At 72.7% G+C, this 22,724-nt stretch carries 18 protein-coding genes and 1 tRNA gene; 6 read left to right on the forward strand and 13 right to left on the reverse strand.

The window, feature by feature from the left end:
* The first annotated feature begins 158 nt into the window (after window positions 1-158).
* Window positions 159-581, forward strand: coding sequence for a MarR family winged helix-turn-helix transcriptional regulator (locus ACMT9T_RS04845; RefSeq protein ID WP_414744484.1), 423 nt, complete (start codon window positions 159-161; stop codon window positions 579-581).
* Entirely contained in the window at window positions 578-1,906 is a 1,329-nt protein-coding gene (locus tag ACMT9T_RS04850) for an MFS transporter (RefSeq protein WP_414744485.1), read from the forward strand. Before ACMT9T_RS04845 ends, ACMT9T_RS04850 begins: the two co-directional genes overlap by 4 nt.
* Before the next feature lie 2 nt (window positions 1,907-1,908).
* On the opposite strand, the gene ACMT9T_RS04855 is transcribed toward ACMT9T_RS04850, so the two are convergent.
* Complete coding sequence (locus ACMT9T_RS04855) at window positions 1,909-2,460, reverse strand: hypothetical protein (RefSeq protein WP_414744486.1); 552 nt, start codon at window positions 2,458-2,460, stop codon at window positions 1,909-1,911.
* A 96-nt stretch (window positions 2,461-2,556) separates the two neighbouring features.
* Between ACMT9T_RS04855 and ACMT9T_RS04860 the strand changes: the two genes are divergently transcribed.
* Window positions 2,557-4,089 carry an amino acid permease gene (locus ACMT9T_RS04860; RefSeq protein WP_414744487.1) on the forward strand — a complete coding sequence of 511 codons (1,533 nt, stop codon included), beginning with the start codon at window positions 2,557-2,559 and terminating at the stop codon, window positions 4,087-4,089.
* 10 nt (window positions 4,090-4,099) lie between these two features.
* Here the strand turns inward: ACMT9T_RS04860 and ACMT9T_RS04865 are convergent, their stop codons facing one another.
* The 6 genes from ACMT9T_RS04865 to ACMT9T_RS04890 form a co-directional block, all read right to left on the reverse strand.
* Window positions 4,100-4,492 (reverse strand): hypothetical protein, encoded by a 393-nt coding sequence (locus tag ACMT9T_RS04865; RefSeq protein ID WP_414744488.1) that lies wholly within the window; start codon window positions 4,490-4,492, stop codon window positions 4,100-4,102.
* Window positions 4,493-4,640: 148 nt separating this feature from the next.
* Window positions 4,641-5,462, reverse strand: coding sequence for an HNH endonuclease family protein (locus ACMT9T_RS04870; RefSeq protein WP_414744489.1), 822 nt, complete (start codon window positions 5,460-5,462; stop codon window positions 4,641-4,643).
* Window positions 5,463-5,633: 171 nt separating this feature from the next.
* Window positions 5,634-5,864, reverse strand: coding sequence for a hypothetical protein (locus tag ACMT9T_RS04875; protein WP_414744490.1), 231 nt, complete (start codon window positions 5,862-5,864; stop codon window positions 5,634-5,636).
* A gap of 153 nt (window positions 5,865-6,017) precedes the next feature.
* Window positions 6,018-6,512: a CarD family transcriptional regulator gene (locus ACMT9T_RS04880; protein WP_012298114.1), complete on the reverse strand. Its 495-nt coding sequence runs from the start codon at window positions 6,510-6,512 to the stop codon at window positions 6,018-6,020.
* A 296-nt stretch (window positions 6,513-6,808) separates the two neighbouring features.
* The gene (locus ACMT9T_RS04885; RefSeq protein ID WP_414744491.1) at window positions 6,809-12,187 is read right to left on the reverse strand and encodes a discoidin domain-containing protein; all 5,379 of its coding nucleotides are present in this window, start codon (window positions 12,185-12,187) and stop codon (window positions 6,809-6,811) included.
* 562 nt (window positions 12,188-12,749) lie between these two features.
* Window positions 12,750-12,825 (reverse strand) — tRNA-Lys (locus ACMT9T_RS04890).
* A 153-nt stretch (window positions 12,826-12,978) separates the two neighbouring features.
* Between ACMT9T_RS04890 and bcp the strand changes: the two genes are divergently transcribed.
* Window positions 12,979-13,458 (forward strand): thioredoxin-dependent thiol peroxidase, encoded by a 480-nt coding sequence (gene bcp, locus ACMT9T_RS04895; RefSeq protein ID WP_414744492.1) that lies wholly within the window; start codon window positions 12,979-12,981, stop codon window positions 13,456-13,458.
* Window positions 13,459-13,491: 33 nt separating this feature from the next.
* Here bcp and ACMT9T_RS04900 read toward each other — a convergent pair whose 3' ends face one another.
* Window positions 13,492-13,854, reverse strand: coding sequence for a hypothetical protein (locus tag ACMT9T_RS04900; protein WP_414744493.1), 363 nt, complete (start codon window positions 13,852-13,854; stop codon window positions 13,492-13,494).
* Window positions 13,855-14,169: 315 nt separating this feature from the next.
* On the opposite strand from ACMT9T_RS04900, the gene ACMT9T_RS04905 reads away from it, so the two are divergent.
* Window positions 14,170-14,418 carry a WhiB family transcriptional regulator gene (locus ACMT9T_RS04905; RefSeq protein WP_012037746.1) on the forward strand — a complete coding sequence of 83 codons (249 nt, stop codon included), beginning with the start codon at window positions 14,170-14,172 and terminating at the stop codon, window positions 14,416-14,418.
* 106 nt (window positions 14,419-14,524) lie between these two features.
* On the opposite strand, the gene ACMT9T_RS04910 is transcribed toward ACMT9T_RS04905, so the two are convergent.
* Genes ACMT9T_RS04910 through ACMT9T_RS04925 form a run of 4 tightly spaced genes read right to left on the reverse strand, consistent with a single transcriptional unit; the run spans window position 14,525 to window position 18,931 of the window.
* Complete coding sequence (locus ACMT9T_RS04910; RefSeq protein WP_414744494.1) at window positions 14,525-16,027, reverse strand: sensor histidine kinase; 1,503 nt, start codon at window positions 16,025-16,027, stop codon at window positions 14,525-14,527.
* A 9-nt stretch (window positions 16,028-16,036) separates the two neighbouring features.
* Entirely contained in the window at window positions 16,037-17,626 is a 1,590-nt protein-coding gene (locus tag ACMT9T_RS04915) for a CpaE/TadZ family protein (protein ID WP_414744495.1), read from the reverse strand.
* Window positions 17,627-17,628: 2 nt separating this feature from the next.
* Window positions 17,629-18,267 (reverse strand): hypothetical protein, encoded by a 639-nt coding sequence (locus ACMT9T_RS04920; RefSeq protein ID WP_414744496.1) that lies wholly within the window; start codon window positions 18,265-18,267, stop codon window positions 17,629-17,631.
* A 55-nt stretch (window positions 18,268-18,322) separates the two neighbouring features.
* Window positions 18,323-18,931 carry a hypothetical protein gene (locus ACMT9T_RS04925; protein ID WP_414744497.1) on the reverse strand — a complete coding sequence of 203 codons (609 nt, stop codon included), beginning with the start codon at window positions 18,929-18,931 and terminating at the stop codon, window positions 18,323-18,325.
* A gap of 207 nt (window positions 18,932-19,138) precedes the next feature.
* On the opposite strand from ACMT9T_RS04925, the gene ACMT9T_RS04930 reads away from it, so the two are divergent.
* The gene (locus ACMT9T_RS04930; protein ID WP_414744498.1) at window positions 19,139-19,729 is read left to right on the forward strand and encodes an Rv3235 family protein; all 591 of its coding nucleotides are present in this window, start codon (window positions 19,139-19,141) and stop codon (window positions 19,727-19,729) included.
* A gap of 102 nt (window positions 19,730-19,831) precedes the next feature.
* On the opposite strand, the gene secA is transcribed toward ACMT9T_RS04930, so the two are convergent.
* Window positions 19,832-22,657: a preprotein translocase subunit SecA gene (secA, locus tag ACMT9T_RS04935; RefSeq protein WP_414744499.1), complete on the reverse strand. Its 2,826-nt coding sequence runs from the start codon at window positions 22,655-22,657 to the stop codon at window positions 19,832-19,834.
* Between the last annotated feature and the right edge of the window lie 67 nt (window positions 22,658-22,724).

Consider the following 22,724-nt stretch of genomic DNA (forward strand, 5'->3'; position numbering starts at 1 on the left):
GCGGCCCGCGCCCGCGTCGTCGCGGGCACCGCGGCCGGCGGTGTCCTCCCATCCTGCCCGGCTCGATGCGCCGTGCGGGCCCGCCTGTCCGGCGGCCGCCCGCCCGTGATCCCGCCCGCACCACATCGTTAGCCGATCTAATGAGCTACCCTAACGACGTGCCCGACTCCCCCGACCTCAGCCAGAGCCTGCGAGCGGGCGTGATGCGCCTCGCGCGCCGCTTGCGCGCCGAGAAGGCCGACCACGAGCTGGGCGACAGCCAGTTCGTCGTGCTCGCCCTCCTCCTCCGCGACGGGCCGACGAGCCCCGGTCGCCTCGCCGAGATCGAGCGCGTCACCGCGCCGAGCATGAACCGCACGGTCAACTGCCTCGTCGACGCGGGCTACGCCGAGCGGTCCCCCGCTCCGGACGACGGCCGCCGCGTCACGGTGTCCGTCACCGCGGCCGGCCGCCGCGTCGTGCAGGAGACCCGCCGCCAGCGGAGCGCCTGGCTGTCGCTGCGCCTCGCCGAGCTCACCGCCGAGGAGCGCGCCACCCTCGCCGAGGCCGCCGTCCTCCTCGGCCGGATGGCCGCCGCGTGAGCGCCGTCTTCCGGAGCCTCCGCGCCCCCAACTACCGCATCTGGTTCGCCGGCGCCCTCGTCTCCAACGTCGGCACGTGGATGCAGCGCACGGCCCAGGACTGGATCGTCCTCACCGAGCTCACCCGCTACGACGCGACCGCCGTCGGCATCGTCATGGCGCTCCAGTTCGGCCCCATGCTCCTGCTCTCCCCCTACGCCGGCCTCATCGCCGACCGCTACGACAAGCGCCGGGTGCTCATGATCACGCAGGGCGCCATGGCCGTCCTCGGGCTCGGCCTCGGCCTCGTCGTGCTCTCCGGCCGCGCCGAGCTCTGGCACGTGTACGCGTTCGCGCTCCTCCTCGGCATCGCGTCGGCGCTCGACGCGCCCGCCCGGCAGTCCTTCGTCTCCGAGCTCGTGTCGGACGACGACCTCTCCAACGCGGTCGCCCTCAACTCGGCGTCCTTCAGCGCCGCGCGCATGATCGGCCCGGCCGTCGCGGGCGTGCTCATCGCGGGCGTCGGCACCGGCTGGGTCTTCCTCATCAACGCGGTCAGCTTCATCGCCGTGCTCGTCGCCCTCACCCGCCTCCGCGTCGGCGAGCTCCGCCGTCCCGAGCGCGTCGCGCGCTCCCGCGGCCAGCTGCGTGAGGGCTTCCGGTACATCGGCGGGCGGCCGGACATCATGGTGATCCTCGTGATCGTCTTCCTCGTCGGGGCCTTCGGCTACAACTTCCCGATCTTCACCTCCACCATGGCGAGCGTCGAGTTCGGCAAGGGCGCGACCGAGTTCGGGCTGCTCTCCTCGAGCCTCGCGGTGGGATCCGTCGCGGGCGCCCTCCTGTCGGCCCGCCGCGAGCGCCCCCGCATCCGCCTCGTGTTCGTGGGCGCCGCGCTCTTCGGGATCGCGACCGCGCTCGCGGCGATCGCACCCACCTACCTGCTCTTTGCCGGGGCGCTGGTGATCGTGGGCGTCGTCTCGCAGACCCTCATGACGAGCGCCAACAGCACCGTCCAGCTCACGGTGGAGCCCCGCATGCGCGGCCGCGTCATGGCCGTCTACATGGCGATCTTCGTCGGCGGCACCCCGCTCGGCGCGCCGATCGTCGGCTGGATCGCGAACGAGTGGGGGCCGCGCGCCGCCGTGATGGTCGGGGCGGCCAGCGGCATCGTCTCGGCCCTCATCGCGATCGCCTGGCTCGTGCTGCACCGGCACCTGCGCGTGACCTACCGGATCCACCGCACGCCGCACCTGCTCGTCACGCACGACGGCGACGGGCGCGACCACCGCGAGGACGCGCGCGAGGACATCGAGGCGGACGAGGCGGTCGCGCGCCGCACCTAGCGCTAGGGCGCAGGCGTCGGCGCGGCGCTCGGCGGCACGTAGCCGACGTCGTCGAGGCAGTAGTCGAGGAACGCGCTGACGGACCGCAGGTACTGCCCGGTGTCGAGGGACGCGCCGTCCGTGTCCTTGCCCGTGCGCAGCGCGTCCAGCTCGTCGACGATGGTCGAGAAGGACGACACGAGCGGCTTCATGTTCTCCGGCGCCATGCCCGCGAGGGCGGCGTCCCCCTGCTTGACCCGCTCGAGGAGCGCGGGGTCGACGCCCTTCCCGTCGCCGAGCGCCTGCACGAGCTTCGTCGAGTCCGGGAGCACCTGCGCGAGCGTCGAGCAGGTGGCGAGCTCGTCCTCGGTCGGCGGCCCGGGCGCGCGCGTGACCTGCGGCTCGGGCGCGGCGGTCCCTCCCGCGTCGGCGGGGGCGCTGGCGGAGGGCGTCGCGGTCTCGGGCGCGGGCTGCCCCGGATCCGTCGTGCATCCCGCGAGGACGAGCGCCCCCGCCACGAGGGCCACGACGCCCCACGATCGCGCCGGGCGTCCGGCGCTGTGCGTACGGGCCATGCGGGCCTCCTCGGCGCCTATCACAGGTGATCTGCCCCGCGGAAGTCGATCGACGCGGGTGTCAGGGCGAATGCCCCGGAGTACTACCGTATTCGGATGACACGAAGCGAGAGCGACCGCAGCACCGTCCCGCCCGATCCGGATTTCGTGGCCCAGGACTTCAGCCACGAGCAGGAGGGCTACCAGCACGGCCTCAAGCCGCGCCAGCTGCAGATGATCGCCATCGGCGGCGCCATCGGCACGGGCCTCTTCCTCGGCGCGGGCGGCCGGCTGGCGTCCGCGGGTCCCGCCCTCGCGATCGTCTTCCTCGTCTGTGGCGTCTTCGCCTTCTTCATCCTCCGCGCGCTCGGCGAGCTGGTGCTGCACCGCCCGAGCTCCGGCTCCTTCATCTCCTACGCCCGCGAGTTCTTCGGCGAGAAGTTCGCCTACGCCGCCGGCTGGATGTACTTCCTCAACTGGGCGACCACCGCCATCGTCGACGTGACCGCCGTCGCCCTCTACATGCACTACTGGTCGGCCTTCACCGCGGCGCCGCAGTGGCTGCTCGCCCTCATCGCCCTGGCGATCGTCCTCGCGCTCAACCTCGTCGCCGTCAAGGTCTTCGGCGAGATGGAGTTCTGGTTCGCGCTGGTCAAGGTCGCCGCGCTCGTGGTCTTCCTCATCGTGGGCATCGTGTGGCTCGCCTGGAGCTTCCCCGTGACGGTCGGCGGCACCGAGGTGCAGACCGGCTGGACCGTGCTGCAGCAGAACGGCGGCATCTTCCCGCAGGGCCTGGTCCCGGTCGTGCTCGTCGTGCAGGGCGTCGTGTTCGCCTACGCCGCCATCGAGCTCGTGGGCACCGCGAGCGGCGAGACGCAGGACGTGGAGAAGGTCATCCCGCGCGCCATCAACTCGGTCGTGTTCCGCATCGCGATCTTCTACGTCGGATCCATCGTGCTGCTCTCCCTGCTGCTCCCCTACACGGCCTACAGCGCCGACCAGAGCCCGTTCGTCACGTTCTTCTCCAGCCTCGGGTCGCCCGAGGTCGGCGCGATCGCCGGATCCGTCATGAACTTCGTCGTGCTCACGGCGGCCATGTCGAGCCTCAACGCGGGCCTGTACAGCACGGGCCGCGTCCTCCACTCCATGGGCATGAACGGGTCGGCGCCCAAGTTCACGACCGTCATGTCGAAGGGCGGCGTGCCCTTCGGCGGGATCCTGCTCACCGGCTCCATCACGCTCCTCGGCGTGGCGCTCAACGCGGTCGTCCCCGACCAGGCCTTCGAGATCGTGCTGAACGTCGCGGCGCTCGGCATCGTGGCAGGCTGGGCGACCATCATCCTGTGCCAGATGCGCCTGCGCACCTGGGCGAAGCAGGGCAAGGCGAAGGAGCCGACCTTCCGCCTGCCGGGCGCGCCCGTGACCTCGTGGCTGACGCTCGCGTTCCTCGTGAGCGTGCTCGTCCTCATGGCCTTCGACTGGCCCATCGGCACGTTCACCATCGCCTCGCTCGTCGTGATCATCCCGCTGCTGGTCGTGGGCTGGTACCTCCAGCGCGACCGGATCCTCGAGATCGCGCGGGTGCGCGAGGGGATCACCGGCCCGTTCCCCATCACCGGTCGGGACGCCCCGGAGCAGCGCAGGCGCTGACCTGCCCTCGCTATCGCGACCCGACGCCGTCGTCCCCCGCCGCGGGGGCGGCGGCGTCCGTGCCCCCGGCCGGCTCCGGTGATGCGCCCGGCTGCGCGGGATCCGGCCGGAGCCCCCTCCCGAACGCCAGCAGCTCGTCGCCGTGCTGCACGACCCAGGCGACGGCCGCGTTGAGCGTGTCGCGCCGCGCGACCCACACGCGCCGCCCGTCCGGCCCGAGCCCGCAGGCGTACACCTCGTAGGCGAAGGGATCCGCGAGGTCGGCCCGGTGCCGCAGGACCCAGCCGAGCGCCGGGCCCTCCCCCACGCGCACCATCCAGGCGCCGCGCACCGGGTGCGCGTGCGGGTGCTCCGGGACCGGGCTGATCGCGCCGGTCGCGTCCCCGCTCTGCTTGCTCCACATGCGGATCCCCTCGGGTCGTCCGACACGGACCCCGCGCCCGCGTCGACGCCCGGCCGCGTCGGTCCGAGCGTACGCGCGCGCACCGACGCCGCCGCCGCCCGCTCGACGGACGGCCGTGCGCTGGGGACCCGCCCAGGGCCGCCGCGCGTCACGCGCACGCGCCGAGGACGCGGTCGATGGCGGCGCGATCGGCGTCGTCGATCCCGAGGTCGTAGCGGCGCACGACGAACGCGAAGCGCGTCACGTAGAGGCAGCGGTAGTCGGCGTCCGGCGGCAGCCACGTGGCGGGGCCCTGATCCGACTTCTCCTGGTTGGTCGGGCCGTCGACCGCCTGGAGCTCGTCCAGGTCGGTCGCGAGGCGCTCGCGACGCGCGTCGGACCACGCCCAGGCCCCGTGCTGCCATGCCCAGGAGAGCGGCACGAGGTGGTCGATCTGCACGGCCGCGCTCGTGCGCGCGCCACGGGTGAAGTCGATGCCGCGCCCCGTGTACGCGTCGTCCAGGTGCCCTGCGGACACCGTGCAGCCCGCGCCCTCCGCCGAGAAGGACACGCGCGTCATGTCCCGGACGAGGGTGTCGTCGCGCTGGTCGCAGCCGTTCCCGTCGGCGTCCGCCCATGCGGGGCCGAAGGCGTCGCGGTCGTAGCGCGGGCGGCGCTCGCGCCCGTCGACGCGGATCGCCCGCGTCATGGCGCGCGCCGCCTCGACGTCGATCCGCCCGTCCCGCACCAGCCCCGCTCCCGCGAGCGCCTGCGCGACGGCGCCGTCCGCGACCTGCGCGGTGAGCGGCCCGTCGTCGGCATCCGGCCCGAGCACGGCCTCCCGCGCCCCGACGACCACCGCCCCGGCGACGACGGCCAGCGCGAGCACCGCCAGCAGGAGCCGGACGGCGTCGCGCCTCCGTCCGACGATGGCTGCCACCGCACGCCGACGCGCGCGGGCGACGCCTGCTCCGCCACCCCCAACGCCCATCCGTCCCCCGTCCTCACGACAGGGGTACCGCAGCAGGCGACCGGAGCCGCCGGAGATCCCGGGGGCAGGGGTCAGGGCGCGCATGCCGGCGTTGGGGAGGACGCCCCGTGGCAGGCGGGCCCACGGGGACGACCGTCCGCCTGGACCGGCGCCGCCTCCGCCGCCGAGGGGCTAGATCAGCGCGCGTGCCGCCTGGATCAGATCCGCGACCGCCCCGAGGGACGACGGTCCGGGCGTGTTCTGACCGGCTGTCGCGAGCCGGACGAGCGCGAAGGCGATCACGGCGATGATGACGACCGCGGCGATCACGTAGATCCAGACCTTCAGGCCGCGTCGCGCGGGCTGCAGCGGGTTCTGCTCGAGGGGGCCGTCGTGGTCGGGTCGTTCGGGGTGATCGCGCATGATCGCACCCTACGCCGGTCGCTCCGCGGGGCGACGGCCGACGGCCGACGAGCGCACGGCGGGCGACGGCGCCCGGATGCGCCGACGGGCGGTCCCCCGGGGTCGGGGGACCGCCCGTCGGCGGTGGCGCGTCGCGTGGGCGCGCCGGGTGGGTCAGGCGGAGATGCTCTGCGCGAGGACGCCGTCGAGCACGACGGACGCCTCCTCGTCGGTGGACTTCTGCGCGAGCGCGAGCTCCGAGACGAGGATCTGGCGGGCCTTCGCGAGCATGCGCTTCTCGCCGGCGGAGACGCCCGAGTCCTGGTCGCGGCGCCACAGGTCGCGGACGACCTCGCTGACGCGGCGCACGTCGCCGGAGCCCATCTTCTCGGTGTTGGCCTTGAAGCGGCGCGACCAGTTGCCGGCCTCCTCCTCGACGTCGCCGCGCAGCACGTCGAAGACGGCCTCGACGCCGGAGCTGTCGATGACGTCGCGCAGGCCCACGAGCTCGGCGTTGTCGACGGGCACGTCGATGACCAGCTCGCTCTGGTGGATCTGGAGGGTGATGTACTTCTTGTCGACCCCCTTGATGGTGCGGGTCTTGACCGCGGTGATCGTGGCTGCGCCGTGGTGGGGGTACACGACGGTCTCCCCTACTTCGAAAATCATGTAGTGCTGTCCTTCGATCCCTCGAGATGTGTGCCGGAGATGTCGCGCACGCGCATGCACAGCCGCGTGGGCGCCGGCGTCCCGCGCCGCGACGCGCGCCGGGGGCGGCGCCGTGGAGCGTGGCCGGTGCACCGAGATCACCGGCCGCCGCGGCGCTCGGCTAGGGGCGTCCGCGGTGATGGTCCGACCCGTATTCTCTCACGGTTCTCCCCCGACCTCCGACGCGGTCGACGGAGGCCGGGCGAGGCGACGAGCCACTCCGGTCGCGGACCCCGGCGCGAGCGCGTCGCCTCGCGCTAGCGGACCTCGATCTCGAAGATCGAGTAGCCGTACGGCGTCGCGCGCTCGACGCCCTGGACGCGGATGTAGCGGTGCTCGCCCCGCACGTCGAACGACTCGGTCCCGCCCTGTCCTGCCCTCTCGACGGCGAGCGTCGTGAACGGTCCCTCCGCGCTGGTCGCCCCCTGGATCACGTACTCCGAGGCGTAGGCGGCCTCCCACCTCACGGCGACCGACGCGACCTCCGACGCCCGTCCGAGGTCGAGGGTGATCGACTGGTCGTCGCTCGCCGCGCTCGACCACCGCGACGAGGCGTCGCCGTCGACCGCGTTCTCGGCCCGCGTCCCCGCGGCCTCCTCGCTCGTGGCGCTGACCTCCGCGCCCTCGGCGAGGTTCCTCGGGACGACGGTGCCGTCAGGCGACCACACCGACAGGCCGAACAGCGAGTAGCCGTACTGCGTGGCCCGCTCGAGGCCCGTCATCCGCACGAAGCGCGCACGGGTGTCGACGGCGTGACTGTCGTGCGCGCCGTCGCCGGAGGACTCGGTGACGACCGTCTCCCAGTCGTCTCCGGCCGCGGCGCGGGTCTGCAGCAGGTAGCGGGTCCCGTACGCGGCCTCCCAGTCCAGGTCGATGCGGGCGATCGACGCCACGGAGCCGAGGTCGACCTCGATCCAGGCGTCGTCGTCGGCCGCGCTCGACCAGCGCGAGGTCGGGGAGGCGTCGACCGCGAACGCGGCGGGGGTGCCCGCGTCCTCGGTGGACGACGCCGTGACGCGCTTGCCGTACGCCACGTCGGCGAGCGCTCCCGGCGTCGGGGCCCCGGGCTGCGGGGATCCTCCGCCTCCGTTCGCGCGCACCGTCACCGTCGACGATCCCCGGACGCCGTCGAACGCGACGGTGACCGGGAACTCGCCGGCGGTCGCGCCCGCGGTGTAGGTGCCGTCGGCGGCCATCGTGCCGCCCTCCGCCGCGAACGCCCCGGCGATCCGTCCGCCGTTGCCCTCGGGATCGAACGCCCAGGCGGCGAACCCCACGTCCCGCCCGCTCACGACCACGGGGTCCTGCGGGGTGACGAGGAGCTCGCTGGTCTCGATGGCGGAGGTCGAGGGGGTGCCCGTCACGCCGAGATCCCAGATCGAGTAGCCGTAGCCGGTGAGCCGCTCGAGCCCGAGGATCCGCACGTACCGCCCGGTGGCCTCCACGGCCACGTCGTCGACCGTGGGGGCGGACTTGGACACCGTCCGCACGGTCGTCCACGGGCCGTCCGCGTCATCCGCGACCTGGATCTCGTACTCCGCGGCCCCCGCGGCCTCCCAGGCGACGTGCACCGCCGAGATGTCGTGCTGGGCGCCGAGGTCGACGCGCAGCCACTGCTCGCCTGCGCCGTGCGCGCTCTCCCAGCGCGTGCCGGACGACCCGTCGACCGCCGCCTCCGCCGTGTTGGCGCCGTCGGAGGTCGACGCCGCGACGGGCTTGCCCCGCGCGATGTCGGTGCCGGGCGCGATCACCGCGACGACCGACGTCCCGGATGCGCCGTCCACCGAGGCGCGGACGTAGCCGGCGCCCGGGGCGCGGGCGCTGAGCACGCCCGCGGCGTCGACGCTGCCGTCGGCGGTCGTCTCCCAGCTGACCGGACCGGTCCCGATCGGGTCGCCGTACTGGTCCCGGCCGGTCGCGGAGAACGACGTGGTCGCGCCTTCCGTGACGCGCACGAACTCGGGCGACACCGCGAGGGCCGTCAGCACGGGGCGAGGTGCCACGCGCAGCTCGTACGCGGCCGTCGTCGACCCGGACGCGGCGGTGACGGTGACCGGATCCGCGTCCTCCGTGGCCGTGAACGTGCCGTCGGCGTCGAGGGAACCGCCCCCGTCGACGCTCCACCGCAGGTCGTCCAGCGGGATGGTCGCGCCGTACTGGTCGTAGCCGACCGCGGTGAACCGGAGGGAGTCGCCGCGCTGCACGGTCCTCGCCGAGTCCGGAGCCGTGACGACGATGCGAGCGAGCTCCGCGTCGAGGTGGTGCTGCACCATGGTGTGCGCGGGCACCTGGATGGTGCCGATCACCGCGTCGCCGTCGTAGACGTCGTAGCCGGCCTGCGCGTCGGTGCCGTTGAACACCGCGTAGCTGTAGGTCCCCGTAACGGCGTCGCGGTACACCTGGCTCGTGGGGTTGGCCACGTGGCGGGTAAGCACCTCGCTGCCGAGCGAGCGGTTGGACATCGCGTTGTAGTAGACCGCGCCGGCCATCGAGTCGCTCGTGACGACGGGGTCCCCCGTCTTCGCCAGCTCCGCGTGCATGTCGGCGTAGAAGTCCGAGTCGCTCTGCGCGGTCAGGCCGAGCACCACGTTGCCGAGCGCGTCGCCCATGCGGCTGTAGACGCCGGCTGCCTGCGCGGTGTCGACGCCGCTCTCGTAGCCGGACACGTCGTAGGCGTGCAGTCGGCGCTGCACGTCGGGGTCGGCCTCGTAGCCGGTCGAGAGGTAGTCGAAGAGCGCCCAACCCTTCGCCCACCCCTCCGGGTCCGCGTCGGGCCGATCGGCCGGCGGGGTCGCGGGAGCGAACCCGGCCGGGAGCGATCCCGGCGTCCAGTGCTCGTCGGGGAAGGCCAGCTGGCCGTCCGCGCCGACCGTGAACCGGAGCTCACCGGTCGCGGCGTCGAAGAGCGGGTTGGCAGCGATCTCCGCGCTCGTGTGGTCCGGGTTGTTGAGGTAGGCCTTGCGGACGACGTCCTTCAGCGTGTTCGCGGAGTCGACCGGGCTCCTCGTGACGACGGCGCCGTACCAGGTGCCGGTGCCCGTTGCCTGCTTGGCCGCGAGACCGAGCAGACCTTCGATCTCGTCCTCCGCCCCTCGTCCGAGGACCGCGGGCCGCTCGTCGAACATGTCGTCGAGCAGGCTCGTCGAGAATCCGCGGTCCCAGCCGAGGTAGTTCAGCCACGGTCCGGTCGGCAGCCACTGGATGCCGTATGTCCACGCCGGGTCGCCGCTGAAGTAGGTGGCGAAGGCCTGTCCGGAGTCGCCGAGGATGCCCGCGGTGCTGTGCGCGTACGCGTCGGGGAACACGCCCGCGCCCGAGCCGTGGGCGGCGTCCGGGTTGCCGTCGTAGTCGAGGTAGTAGGCCATGACCGCGGCGCGCTCGGTGACGTAGCCCATCGCGCCGGTCGCCTGCATCTCGGTGTCGCCGAGCGCCGACCCGAGCAGGAAGAGGCCGGCCCACGACTGGATCGCCTCGGAGCTCGACTCCTGGTTGTTGCCGGTGCTGGAGCTGTAGCCGCCCGCGTAGGAGTGGCCCTCGAACACGTCGAACGTGCGGAGGTACGGGAAGTCCTCGTCCTCCCTGTCCCAGTTCGCGTACTGCTTGGCCACGAGGGTGGCCATGGGGCCGTACTCGGCCGCCCACTCGGGATCCTCGAAGGCGAGGAGGCCGGCGGCCAGGGTGAAGTAGCCGTAGTGGAAGTGGTTGTCGGTGAACTCGAGCGATCCGTAGGAGTCGCCGAAGCCGACCAGCGCCTTCCAGGTGTCGTACCGGGCGAAGAACCTCTCCTCCTCGCCGGGCGCGTAGGTGAACCAGTCGCTGAGCGCGGTCGTCAGCGAGGCCTTGAGCGTGTCGTACGACGCGGTGTCGCCGATCTGCTTCGCCATCGTCATGTACTCGGCGAGCTGCAGGACGTCCTTGCCGCCCCAGTAGGTGTCGCCGCCGTACTGCGTGCGCTCGGCGTAGCTGCGGACGAAGTCCTGCATCACGGCCACGTCGTAGTCGTGGGCGCGGCCGGTCTGCTGCGGCGCGGGAGCCACGGGCGTGATCCCGGTGAACGGGTAGGTGACCTCCCACCCGCCGTGCCCGATCGCCGTCCGCATGAGCCCGCGCGGCGTCGCGTAGGTCGCCGGCGCGAAGTCGATGTCCGTGGTCGCGCCGTCGTACGTGTGGGGCAGCCAGCCCTGGACGGTGTCGAGGTCGGTGCCCTGCAGCGCCTCGGTCTCGATCGCGTAGGTCTCGACGACCTCAGCGCGTTCGACGCTGTACTCGTGCTCCATCGTGGTGTCGCGCGGGATGGCGAACGCGTGCGCCGACATGTCGTCGAGGTCGGCGCCGGTCGCCGGGAGGGCGCTCACCACGAGGTAGCCCGCGGTGAGGGTGGCTTCGATGGTGTCACCCGCGAGGTCGAAGGAGCTGCCGTGAGGCGCGTGCACGCCGAAGCTGCGGCCGTCTTGGGTGATGGTGAACGCGTCGACCGTCGCGGGGAACCGCAGCGGCGTCCCGTCGGCCGCGGCGAAGGCGGCACCGGCGCCCACGGAGATCCGGGGCACGACGTCCGCGAACTCGAACCAGGCGTACGGCGTGCCGCGGGCGAGGGTGACGTCCATGTACCGGCTCGCGGACTGGTGCATCCGCCAGCTGACGTTCCAGTCCCCCCAGCGCAGCGCATCCGCCTGCGTGGCGCGGAACGAGGTGCCGAACCGGTCGCCGATGCCCTCCGGCACGTCGGTGCGGACGATCTGGTCGACGAGCACGTGCGCCCACCCGGCGGGCATGTCGTCGACGATCTGGATGGTGGCCCGCTGCCCGGAGTACGCCGTGACGTCCCAGGTGACCCAGCGCAGGATCTCCGACTGCTCGCCGGTCGCCGACGCGACCGTCGCGCCGTCGACGACGAGGCGCGCCTCGGTGCGGCCGGGGTGGGCTCCGCCGCCGACCATGAGGCTGATGAAGTCGCGGTCGACGGTGAACTCGGGCGAGGTGAGCGTGCCCATGGCGCCGTCGCCCTCGGCGGAGGTGAAGGAGTTGACGAGCCCCTTGCCGAGGTACCCCTCGACGGCGGTCTGGCCCGCGGCCGTCCCCTGCGTCGGGGCCGCGAACGCGTCGCCGGTCGAGGTCCAGCCCGCGGGGAGGGCGGCGTCCTCGAAGCCCGCCATGTCGATGTCCGAGGGGTCGGGCTGCGGCGGCACGCTGCCCTGCACCTGGATCGCCGAGTCGTCGAGCATGCTGGTGCCCTGGTCGTTCCACTCGGTGGGATACGCGATGCGGGTGCCCCGCTCGGTGTTCGACACGACGAACGGGTCCGCCCAGAGGTTGCCCGAGAACCTGCTCACCAGGAGATCCGACCACCACTCGTTGGTGGGGACCGGCTCGCCGCTCATCGACGGATCGATGTAGAGCTCCTTGTCCACCACCGCGCTCACGTCGCGCCCCGGACGGTCGAGCGACTTCGGGGGCGCCGCGGCGTAGGAGCCGCCGCCCACCGGCACGGGCGTCGAGGCGCCGGGGGCCGCTGCCGCAGCAGCCGTCGCGGCGGGAGCCGCGGGGCTCGCGACCGTGACGGTGAGCGCGACCATGGCCGCGGCGACGACGACGGCGGACGCACGGAGCAGCGGCCGCGAGGAGGGTCTGGTCATTGTTCCCTCTCGGAACGTGGGATGAGCGGCGGTGGAGCGACGCGGGAGCCGGTGCGGATGCGCGGGGCCGTCGTGACGGGATGCAGCGGTCGTCGCGTCTGCGGGTCCCGGCGACGCCGTTCCCTGCCCCCTGGTCCCCCGCTCGACCGCACGTCGATGTCGCAACAATTCTACGAACCAGGAAATGTCTGTCATCGCCCCGATCGGGGGTGCCGCGAGGTGCCGCTCGCCGCGCGCCGCACCCGCCATTCGCCGACCGGGAGGACGATCCCGTCGCCGCCCGGCCCCGTCGCAGCCTCGCTCGTTCGGCCTCCCGGGTGCGCACGGTCGCGTTCGGCGGATGCCGGTCGGGCGACGCCGGAAGGGATGCACGAGGTGCCGAGGACCACCTCCGCGACCAGCGGAGCCCCGAGAGCGCGGACGCCCCGGTCGTCCGGGGCGATCCGAGATCGAGCCCTCGTCGCCGCCGTGCCTCCGGGCGCCCTACGGACTCGTGCCGCATCGAGGGCGGAAGGGAGATCAGGACGAGCGGCTCGGCGTTCGGCAGCTCAGATCGTGCGTGTGGTGCACCCCCTCGGACTTGAACCGAGAACCCACTGATTAAGAGTCAGTTGCTCTGCCAATTGAGCTAGAGGTGCAGGTGAGGACCCTGTCGTGCGGGGTACCGGACCGAGAGATGACACTAGCACCACGTCGCGGGCCGACGCCAATCGAGGCCGTGGAGCACGCGATCGCGCCTCGTCGGGCGGCCGTACCATGGAGGCCGATCCCGCTGAACGAGAGGCTCCCCCATGTCCGAGACCCCCCGCCTCGAGAAGGGGCAGCCCGCCCCCGACTTCACCCTCCCCGACCAGGACGGCGCGCCCGTGACGCTGTCGGACCTCCGCGGCCAGGACGTCATCGTGTACTTCTACCCCGCGGCGGGAACGCCGGGCTGCACCACGCAGGCGTGCGACTTCCGCGACAGCATGGGCTCCCTCCAGCGCGCCGGGTACCGCGTGCTCGGCGTCTCGAAGGACCCCCAGGAGGACCTGGCCCGCTTCCGCGAGGAGCAGGGCCTCGGCTTCACGCTCCTCTCCGACCCCGACCTCGAGGTGCACCGCGCGTACGCGGCGTACGGCGAGAAGTCGCTCTACGGCAAGAAGGTCACCGGCGTGATCCGCTCCACGATCGTGGTCGACGGCGAGGGCCGCGTCGCCCTCCCGCTCTACAACGTGAAGGCCACGGGTCACGTCGCGTCGCTGCGGAAGAAGCTCGGCGTCGACGCCTGACGCCGGCCGCCCGGGTGCTCCGCGCGCCCGGGCTCAGTCCCGTCGACGCGTCGCGAGGAGCACCGAGCGCGTGAAGAGCAGCACCAGCACGACCACCGAGGGGGCGATGAGGCCCCAGCCGAGGTCCTGACGCGCATCGGCGCCCTGCAGGCTGCCCACCCCGACCGCGATCTGCAGGAACTGCCACGTGACGGCCGCGGGACGGACCCAGCTGCGGCCCCGCAGGATCCCGCGCACGATCGCGCCGAGGAACACGGCGGCGAGCGCGGCGAGGGCGATCAGCGCGACGGCGCTGGCCAGGGATGCAGGCGTGGAGGTGAGCAGGTCGACCACGAGGAGGGCCGTGACCGCGGCCATGCCGAGCGCCTCGAGGCCCACGAGGACGGTGAGCAGCACGACGGCCGGGGATCGGCCCGAGCCCCGGGGCTCATCGCGCGGATCGAGGGCATCACCGGTTCCGGTCACAGCACGTTCCCATACAAAGCTATTGATTGATCGTTGGCTCTATGCGACGATATTCCAGGTCGAGTTCGTTCACAGGGTGGTGAGCAGATCCGGAACCGAGCTTACAAGGGACGCATTCCCGAAGCTGAGCATCTCACGAGGAGGGGCCACGTGCCCCGTCCCGATGCGGATCCCGGACGCCTCGCCCCATCCCCCATCACACGGCTGATCAGCCGCGCAACGAGTAACGACCTGAGGAGCACCCCTATGGATTGGCGTGACAAGGCAGCCTGCCTGACTGTGGACCCCGAGCTGTTCTTCCCCGTGGGGAACACCGGCCCGGCCGTCGACCAGATCGACAAGGCCAAGGCCGTCTGCGGTCGCTGCTCCGTCACCGAGATGTGCCTGCAGTACGCTCTCGAGACCGGACAGGACTCGGGCGTCTGGGGAGGCCTCAGCGAGGACGAGCGCCGCGCCCTCAAGCGCCGCGCCGCGCGCGCCCGCCGCGCCAGCTGACGCACGCGCCACCGCACCACCGACGAGAGCCGGGCAGCCCCAGGGGCGGCCCGGCTCTCGTCGTCCCCGGCGCCCGGAGGTCGGACCAGGGGACGCGCGGCATGCTTCAGGTCGTGATGGGCGCCAGCCACCTGAGGGGCACCTCGATGGTCACCTCGGTGCCGCTGCCCATGAGGGTGTGCCAGTCGATGGTCCCGCCCAGCTCCCCCTGGATGAGCGTGCGCACGATCTGCGTGCCGAGGCCCGTGCCCACCTTCCCCTCGGGCAGCCCCACGCCGTCGTCGCGGACGCTGACGGTGAGGGTCTCCTCGGTGCGGGCGGCCTCGATGGCCACCTCGCCCGAGCGCCCGGCCAGGCCGTGCTCGACCGCGTTCGTGACGAGTTCGGTGAGCGCGAGGGCGAGCGGAGTGGCGTAGGCGCTCGGCAGCACGCCGAAGCTGCCCAGGATCTTCGGGTGCACGCGCGTGTTGTGCGCGGACGCCACCTCGGCGATGAGCAGCAGCACCCGGTCGAACACGGCGTCGAAGTCGACGTTCTGGTTGAGGCCCTCGCTCAGGGTGTCGTGCACCACGGCGATGGCGCCCACGCGCCGCTGCGCGTGGCCGAGGGCCTCGCGGGCCTCCTCCGTGTGCGACCGGCGGGCCTGGATCCGCAGCAGGCTCGCCACGGTCTGGAGGTTGTTCTTGACCCGGTGGTGGATCTCGCGGATGGTCGCGTCCTTGGTGATGAGCTCCCGCTCCTGGTGGCGGAGCTCGGTCACGTCGCGGCAGAGGACCACGGCGCCCACCCGCTCGCCGTGACTGCGGATGGGGATCGCCCGGAGCGAGACGGTCACGCCCCGCGACTCGATGTCGGTGCGCCACGGGGCGCGACCGGCGACGATGAGCGGCAGCGACTCGTCGACCGTCAGCCGCTTGCCCGTGAGCAGGCTCGACGTGGCGTCCGCCAGCGACTCCCCCTCGAGCTCGTCGGAGAACCCCATGCGGTTGAAGGCGCTCAGCGCGTTCGGGCTCGCGAAGGTGGTGATGCCGTCGACGTCCAGCCGCAGCAGCCCGTCGGACGCGCGGGGCGCCCCGCGCCGGGGACCCGTCGGCGAGCCGAGGTCCGGGAAGTCGCCGTCGGCGATCATCGCGAACAGGTCGTTGGCGCACTCGTTGAACGTGAGCTCCTGGCGGCTCGGGGTCCGCGTCTCGCTGAGGTTGGTGTGCCGGGTGATGACGGCGATCGGGGTGTCGGTGACCTCGGGGCTGCCCTGGGCGAGACGGCGGAGGACCGGGACCGCGCGCACGCGGGTGGGCGTCTCCTCGTACCAGTCCGGCGCGGAGGAGTCGATGATCCGCGCGGTCTCGTGCGCGTCCGTCACCTGCTTGCGCCACTCGGCCTTGATCGGCTGCCCGACGAAGTCCCGGTAGAACAGCGTAGCCGAGCTCGACGGGCGGGCATGGGCTACCGCGACGAAGCTGCCCGACACGGTCGGCACCCACAGCACGATGTCCGCGAACGCCAGGTCGGCGAGCAGCTGCCAGTCGCCGACGAGGAGGTGCAGCCACTCGACGTCGGCGTCGGAGGACAGACCCTGGGCATGCACGAGATCGCTGAGCGTGGACACGGCTACAGCCTATGCGGGCCGCGCGCGCTCCTCCCCCGCATCGGCGGGGCCGCGGCGGAGGGCCCCGCCCGAGCGACCGGCACGCCTCATCCGCCGCGAGGCGTCCTCCGGAGGCAGGAGCGTGGTCCGGGTGAACCGCGACCACTCGACGAGCGCGGGCGACCGCGGGGCGATGTCGCGGAGCGTCGCGCCGGCGAGCACGGCGGCGTCCAGCGCCTCGCGGTCCTCCGGCACGTAGGCGGCCGCCTCGACGCTGCCGAACCGGAACAGCGTGCGGCGGACCTGGCCCGCCGCATCCCACCCGCCGGCGCTCGGCCGGACGCGGTTCACGAGCACGGAGACCCGCGACGGATCCACGATCTCGAGCAGCTGGACGTAGGCGCGGAAGAAGCGCGACAGGCCGACCGTGTCCGCGGACACCACGGCGACGACGTGGTCCGCGCCGCGCAGGACCGCATGGGTCGCCGCGTTGCGCCGGGGCGCGAACATGTCGCTCGAGATCTCCTCGTCGTCCTCGAGGTTGAAGGACGCGTCGACGACGGTGTACTCGCGCCACGCGCGGCACGCCTGCAGCACGGCCGAGACGCGCCCCTCCGCGAGCTCCGGCCAGCGGTCCGGGCGCGAGATGCCCGTGAGCACGGAGAACCCGGGGGCCCTCGTCGACGGGTGGTGCTGGGCGATGCGGTCGAGCTCCTCCACGGTGAGGCTGTCGGCCGCCGCCAGGCGGCAGGCCGCTGCGAAGCCGGGGGCCTCATCCAGCAGCCCCAGGGATGCGGCGACGGTGCCGCCGTGGACGTCGGCGTCGACGAGCACGGTCGACCGACCCGCCGCCGCCACCTCCCCGGCGATGGCGAGCGCCGTCGCCGTCCGGCCGGGCGCGCCCTGCGGTCCCCATACGGCGATGACGCGTCCCGCCGGGCGGTCGCGGCCGGCCTCGTCCTCGCTCTGGTCGCGCGTCACGGGAGCCGGCACGCGCGGGCGGCGGACGAGGCCGAGACGCGCGCGCAGCGGACGGGCGCCGCGTCCGCCCTCCGCTGCCGGCCGCGCGCGCGATGGACGGCCCGCGACGGCCTCGGGGTCGGTCTCCGCGTCGGCGCCGCGCGTCGACCTCCTCTGGCGGGACCGGGCATCGGGCAGCCGGGTCCGGTCCCGGGTCTCCCCCGCCTCGCCCGAGCCCGCACGATCCGCCTCGAGGTGGCTCGCGACCGCGTCCGCGCGGCGGACCCCGGACGCCGTGCCGTCGACCGGCCCCAGCGGGCGCGCCGTGAGCAGCAGGTCCTCGATCTCCCGCCAGGTGGCACCCTCGTCCACGACCTCGTGGTGGCCCAGCGCCTGCGCGTTCCTCCGGTCGGCCTCGCTGGAGGCCACGGCCACCGCCCGTGCGCCGCGGGCGTCGAGCTCCGCGAGCACCTCCCGGTCGAGTGTCGAGGGGGATGCCGAGATGACCAGGTGGAGGGGATCCACGTCCGCGGCCCGGACGGCCGCGAGGACCTCGGCCGCCCCCGTCACGCGCGCGAGGACGACGTGCCCCGCGTCGACGACGTCGCGGAGGAGCGCGTCCTCCACGCGCGGCGGGAGGGCGAGGACGAGGGACGCCACGCTCAGGCTCCCGCGTCGCCGACGGGCACGAGCGTGATCTGGTCGCGCGCGTCGGTGGACGCGAGCACGGCCGCCACGTCCTGACGCGGGACGGTGAGCTGCACCTGTGTGTGGTCCTGGTCGGCGACGAAGCCCTGGGGCTGGATGACCTGCGCGACGGTCGCCCCCGACACGATGACGCGCGGCGGGTCGTAGGCGTTCGTGCCGGTGCCCTTGGCGGCGGCCGCCCAGACGTCGACCACGGTGCCGGCGGCGACGAGGTGGTCGGCGCCCGCGGTCGTGGGCACGACGACGGAGGCGGTGGTGCGCGAGTCGGCGGACGACAGGGAGGACCTCGGGACCAGCTCGCCCGCGCCCACGAACCGCGTGACGACGAGGCCGTCGGCGGCCTCCGGGGACACGTAGAGGTCGGAAGCGCCGTCGATGCGCACCCGGACGGGCACCAGGTCCGACGCGTGCACCGTGCTGCCCGCGTCGAGCGGGGAGCCGGCGGCCATGACCACCACGGACGAGTCCGCGGAGCGGAGGAGCGCCACGACGCCGAGCGTGGAGACGAGGACGAGGACGAGCCCGACGACGAAGCGGGGATCCAGCCAGACAGGACGACGCGCCGGGCGCGCGGGACGAGGGGTGGGAGGCATGCCGGTCAATGTCGGGGACGGCGCGCGCGGGCGTCGGCCGTTGTCCACATCCCTCTCAGACCCGGACGAGCACGATGCCTGCGAGCGGCACGAGCCGGTACCCGGAGACCGCGGACTCCCGACGAGGGGTGCCCGCCTCGTGCACGGCGACGTCCACGTGATCCCGCGCGATGCGATCCAGGGTGCCTCCCACGACCGTGTCGTGCAGCCGCAGCTCGACGCGCGCCCGGCGCCGGCAGAGGTCGCGCAGCACGAACGGCAGCCCGATGCGGTCGACGATGCCGCGCTCGGGCGGCAGCTCCGCGACCGGCGCGAGGCTCGCCCGGACCTGGTCGCGGTCGAGGGCCAGGGCGTGGATGGACGCGAGGGGCAGGATGCACGCCCGCTCCTCCCGCGCGGCGGTCGCCTCGCCGGGCACGACGAGGTCGCCGGAGAGCCAGTCGCGGCCGAGCACCTTCGCCCGGAGGTCGATCCAGGTGCCGTCCGACAGCGACAGCCGCAGGGGCTGTGCCTGGTCCGAAGCCGTCAGGGCCCGCAGGCGGTCGCGGACGACGGTGCGGGCCACGCGCACCCGCTCCTCCTCGGCGCGCTGGTCGCGCTCCTCGGCGAGCCGGGCCGTCTCCCACTGGCCCTCGAGGTCGTCGAAGAGGTTCTCCCACCTCATCGGACGTCATCCGGGGTGTCGCGGAGGGGGCGGGACGGCTGCGGGGACGGCTCGGACATCCGGGTCACCTTGGGTCCGTTCCTTGAGATCCGCTCTCAGTTCTCCACATCTTGCGTCCTGAACGTGCGCCGAGCCTCTCGCGCTGTCACAGTTGACCAGTCATCGTGGTCCCCCGATCGGGGGGGAGCACCGGGATGGGAGTGACGCATGAGTGAAGCAGTGCCACAGGAGGAGCTCCCCGACCGCGGGAGCGCCGTCGCCGGCAGCGCCGAAGGAGCATCCACACGCCGTTCCGGTGCTCGGAAGCCCGCATCGGCAGCCGCATCGGCAGGGAGTCCGACGCCAGGGGCGTCCGACCGGTCGACCGGCCCCACCGCCACCGCCACCGTCCGCGGCACCGTCCGCAAGCGCTTCGACGTCGACGACTTCTTCGGCAGGCAGCCGTGCAGCAGCCACGACCTCCCCCCGTCCGGCCCGCTGCTCGAGAACCTCACACGCTGCGTCATCGAGATCCTCGCCGGAGCCCGGGAGCTCGACCAGATCGCCCGCTGGGTGAGCGACGACGTGTACCGGCACCTCCTCAAGCGCGTGGTGCTCAGCGCCCGGGCCCGTCGCACGAAGGGCCAGTCCGTGACCCGCCCGGTCTTCACGATCGGCACGGTCACGTCGTTCTCGCCGCGCGACGGGGTCATCGAGGCCGTCATCGTCGTCCACGGCCGGGCACGTGCTCGCGCCGTCGCCATCCGCCTGGAGGGCCTCGACCGACGCTGGCGGGCCACGGCCATCAACGTCCTGTAGGCACCGGCACACGGAGAAGGGCGCACCTCCCGCGGGAGGTGCGCCCTTCTCGTGCGCCCGGAGGGTGCGGGTCGCCGGCTCAGCCGTCGACCCGCACCCGGGCTACTTGCGTCGATCCGCCTTGCGGCGCTCCTCGCGGTTCTGGGGAGCGGCGGCTGCGCCGTCGGTGCGCTGGCCGAAGGCACCGCGAGCGGGCGGACCCTGCGGGGCCTCCGGCTCGTCCTCGCCGACCAGGACGGCGTCCTCGGCCTCCTGGTCCTTCTGCGCCTTCGCGGTGGCGGCCTTCTCGATCTGGCCGCGCTGGTTGCGGACCTCGACCCCGCCGTCGTCCGTCGGCGCGGTGTAGCGGAGCTTGTCGGCGGTGGCCTGGTTCGCGGCGAGGCCCTTGGCCTGGATGCGCGGACCCACGGACTCGGCGTCGGCCGGGGCCTGCACCTCCACGTCCAGGTTGAAGAGGAAGCCGACCGTCTCCTCGCGGATCGCGCCCATCATCTGCTGGAAGAGCGCGAAGCCCTCGCGCTGGTACTCGACCAGCGGGTCGCGCTGCGCCATGGCACGGAGGCCGATGCCGTCCTTGAGGTAGTCCATCTCGTAGAGGTGCTCGCGCCAGCGTCGGTCGATGACCGAGAGGACGACGCGACGCTCGAGCTCGCGCATGGCGGCCTCGCCGAGCTGCTCCTCGCGCTTCGAGTAGGCGAGCTTCGCGTCGGACAGGATCTCCCGGCGGACGAAGTCGCGGTTGACGCGGCCCTTGCTGCCGGCCTCCGTGATGACCTCGTCGATCGTGATGGAGATCGGGAACAGCGTCCTGAGCTCGGTCCAGAGGGCGTCGAAGTCCCAGTCGTCGCCGTTGCCCTCGCCGATGTGGGAGTCGAGCACGTCGTCGATGACGGCCTCGAGGAAGCGCTGCGAGCGCTCCTGGAGGTCGTCGCCCTCGAGGATGTGGCGGCGGTCGCCGTAGATGGCCTCGCGCTGGCGGTTGAGGACATCGTCGTACTTCAGCACGTTCTTGCGGATCTCGGCGTTGCGCGCCTCGACCTGGCCCTGGGCGCTGCGGATCGCGCGGCTGACGACCTTGGACTCGATGGCCACGTCGTCGGGCACGCTGTCGCGGCCCATGAGGCTGGCGGCGGCGCCGTTGTTGAACAGGCGCATGAGGTCGTCGGTGAGCGACAGGTAGAAGCGGCTCTCGCCGGGGTCGCCCTGACGGCCCGAGCGTCCGCGCAGCTGGTTGTCGATGCGGCGGGACTCGTGGCGCTCGGTGCCGAGCACGTAGAGGCCGCCGGCCTCGATGACCTTCTCGGCCTCCTGGTCGACCTCGGCCTTGACCGCGGCGAACACGTCGTCCCACTCGGTCTCGTACTGCTCCGGGGTCTCGACGGGGCTGAGTCCGCGGGCGTTCATGGCGGCGACCGCGAGGAACTCGGCGTTGCCGCCGAGCATGATGTCGGTGCCGCGGCCTGCCATGTTGGTGGCGACCGTGACGGATCCCAGGCGGCCCGCCTGCGCGACGATGGCGGCCTCGCGCGCGTGGTTCTTCGCGTTCAGCACCTCGTGGCGGACGCCCTTCTTGGCGAGGAGCTTGGAGAGGTACTCGCTCTTCTCGACGCTCGTGGTGCCGACGAGGACGGGCTGGCCGGACGCGTGGCGCTCGGCGATGTCCTCGACGACCTGCTCGAACTTCGCCTTCTCGTTCTTGTAGATGAGGTCGGACTGGTCCTTGCGCTGCATGGGCCGGTTCGTGGGGATCGGGACGACGCCGAGCTTGTAGGTGCTCATGAACTCAGCGGCCTCGGTCTCGGCCGTACCGGTCATGCCCGAGAGCTTCTTGTAGAGGCGGAAGTAGTTCTGCAGCGTGACGGTGGCGAGGGTCTGGTTCTCGGCCTTGACCGCGACGCCCTCCTTGGCCTCGATGGCCTGGTGGATGCCCTCGTTGTAGCGGCGGCCCATGAGGATGCGGCCGGTGTGCTCGTCGACGATCAGCACCTCGCCGTTCATGACGACGTAGTCCTTGTCCTTCTTGAACAGGGCCTTGGCCTTGATCGAGTTGTTGAGGAAGGAGATGAGCGGGGTGTTCGCCGACTCGTAGAGGTTGTCGATGCCGAGGTGGTCCTCGACCTTCTCGATGCCGGCCTCGAGGACGCCGACGGTGCGCTTCTTCTCGTCCACCTCGTAGTCGACCTCGGGGACGAGGCGCTTGGCCACGTTCGCGAACTCGGTGAACCAGCGGTTCGCGTCGCCCGCGGAGGGGCCGGAGATGATGAGCGGCGTGCGGGCCTCGTCGATGAGGATGGAGTCGACCTCGTCGACCACGGCGAAGAAGTGGCCGCGCTGCACCATGTCGGCCGCCTGCCACGCCATGTTGTCGCGCAGGTAGTCGAAGCCGAACTCGTTGTTCGTGCCGTACGTGATGTCGGCGGCGTACTGCTCGCGGCGCTGCTGCGGGGTCTGGCCCGCGAGGATCACGCCGGTGGTCATGCCGAGGGCGCGGAAGACGCGGCCCATGAGCTCGCTCTGGTAGCTGGCGAGGTAGTCGTTGACCGTGATGACGTGGACGCCGCGCGAGGCGATGGCGTTGAGGTACGCGGGGAGCGTGGCGACGAGGGTCTTGCCCTCGCCGGTCTTCATCTCGGCGATGTTGCCGAGGTGGAGGGCGGCGCCGCCCATGATCTGGACGTCGAAGTGGCGGAGGCCGAGGGTGCGGCGGGACGCCTCGCGGACGGCCGCGAAGGCCTCGGGGAGCAGGTCGTCGAGGGACTCGCCGTTGGCGTGGCGCTCGCGCAGCTCGACGGTCTCGTTCTTGAGCTCCTCGTCGGTGAGGTGCGTGAAGTCCTCCTCGAGCTGGTTCACCGCCTTCGCGTAGTTCTGCAGCTTGCGGAGCGTGCGCCCCTCGCCGACGCGAAGGACCTTCTCGAGTACTGAGGCCATCGGTGTCTCCCTGCGTAGATGGGCGGGCGTCGGATGACGACGACCGCCGTGACGGCGCGCGGATGTC

Source organism: Clavibacter vidaverae, from assembly GCF_047529985.1.
Taxonomy (GTDB): Bacteria; Actinomycetota; Actinomycetes; order Actinomycetales; family Microbacteriaceae; genus Clavibacter; species Clavibacter nebraskensis_A.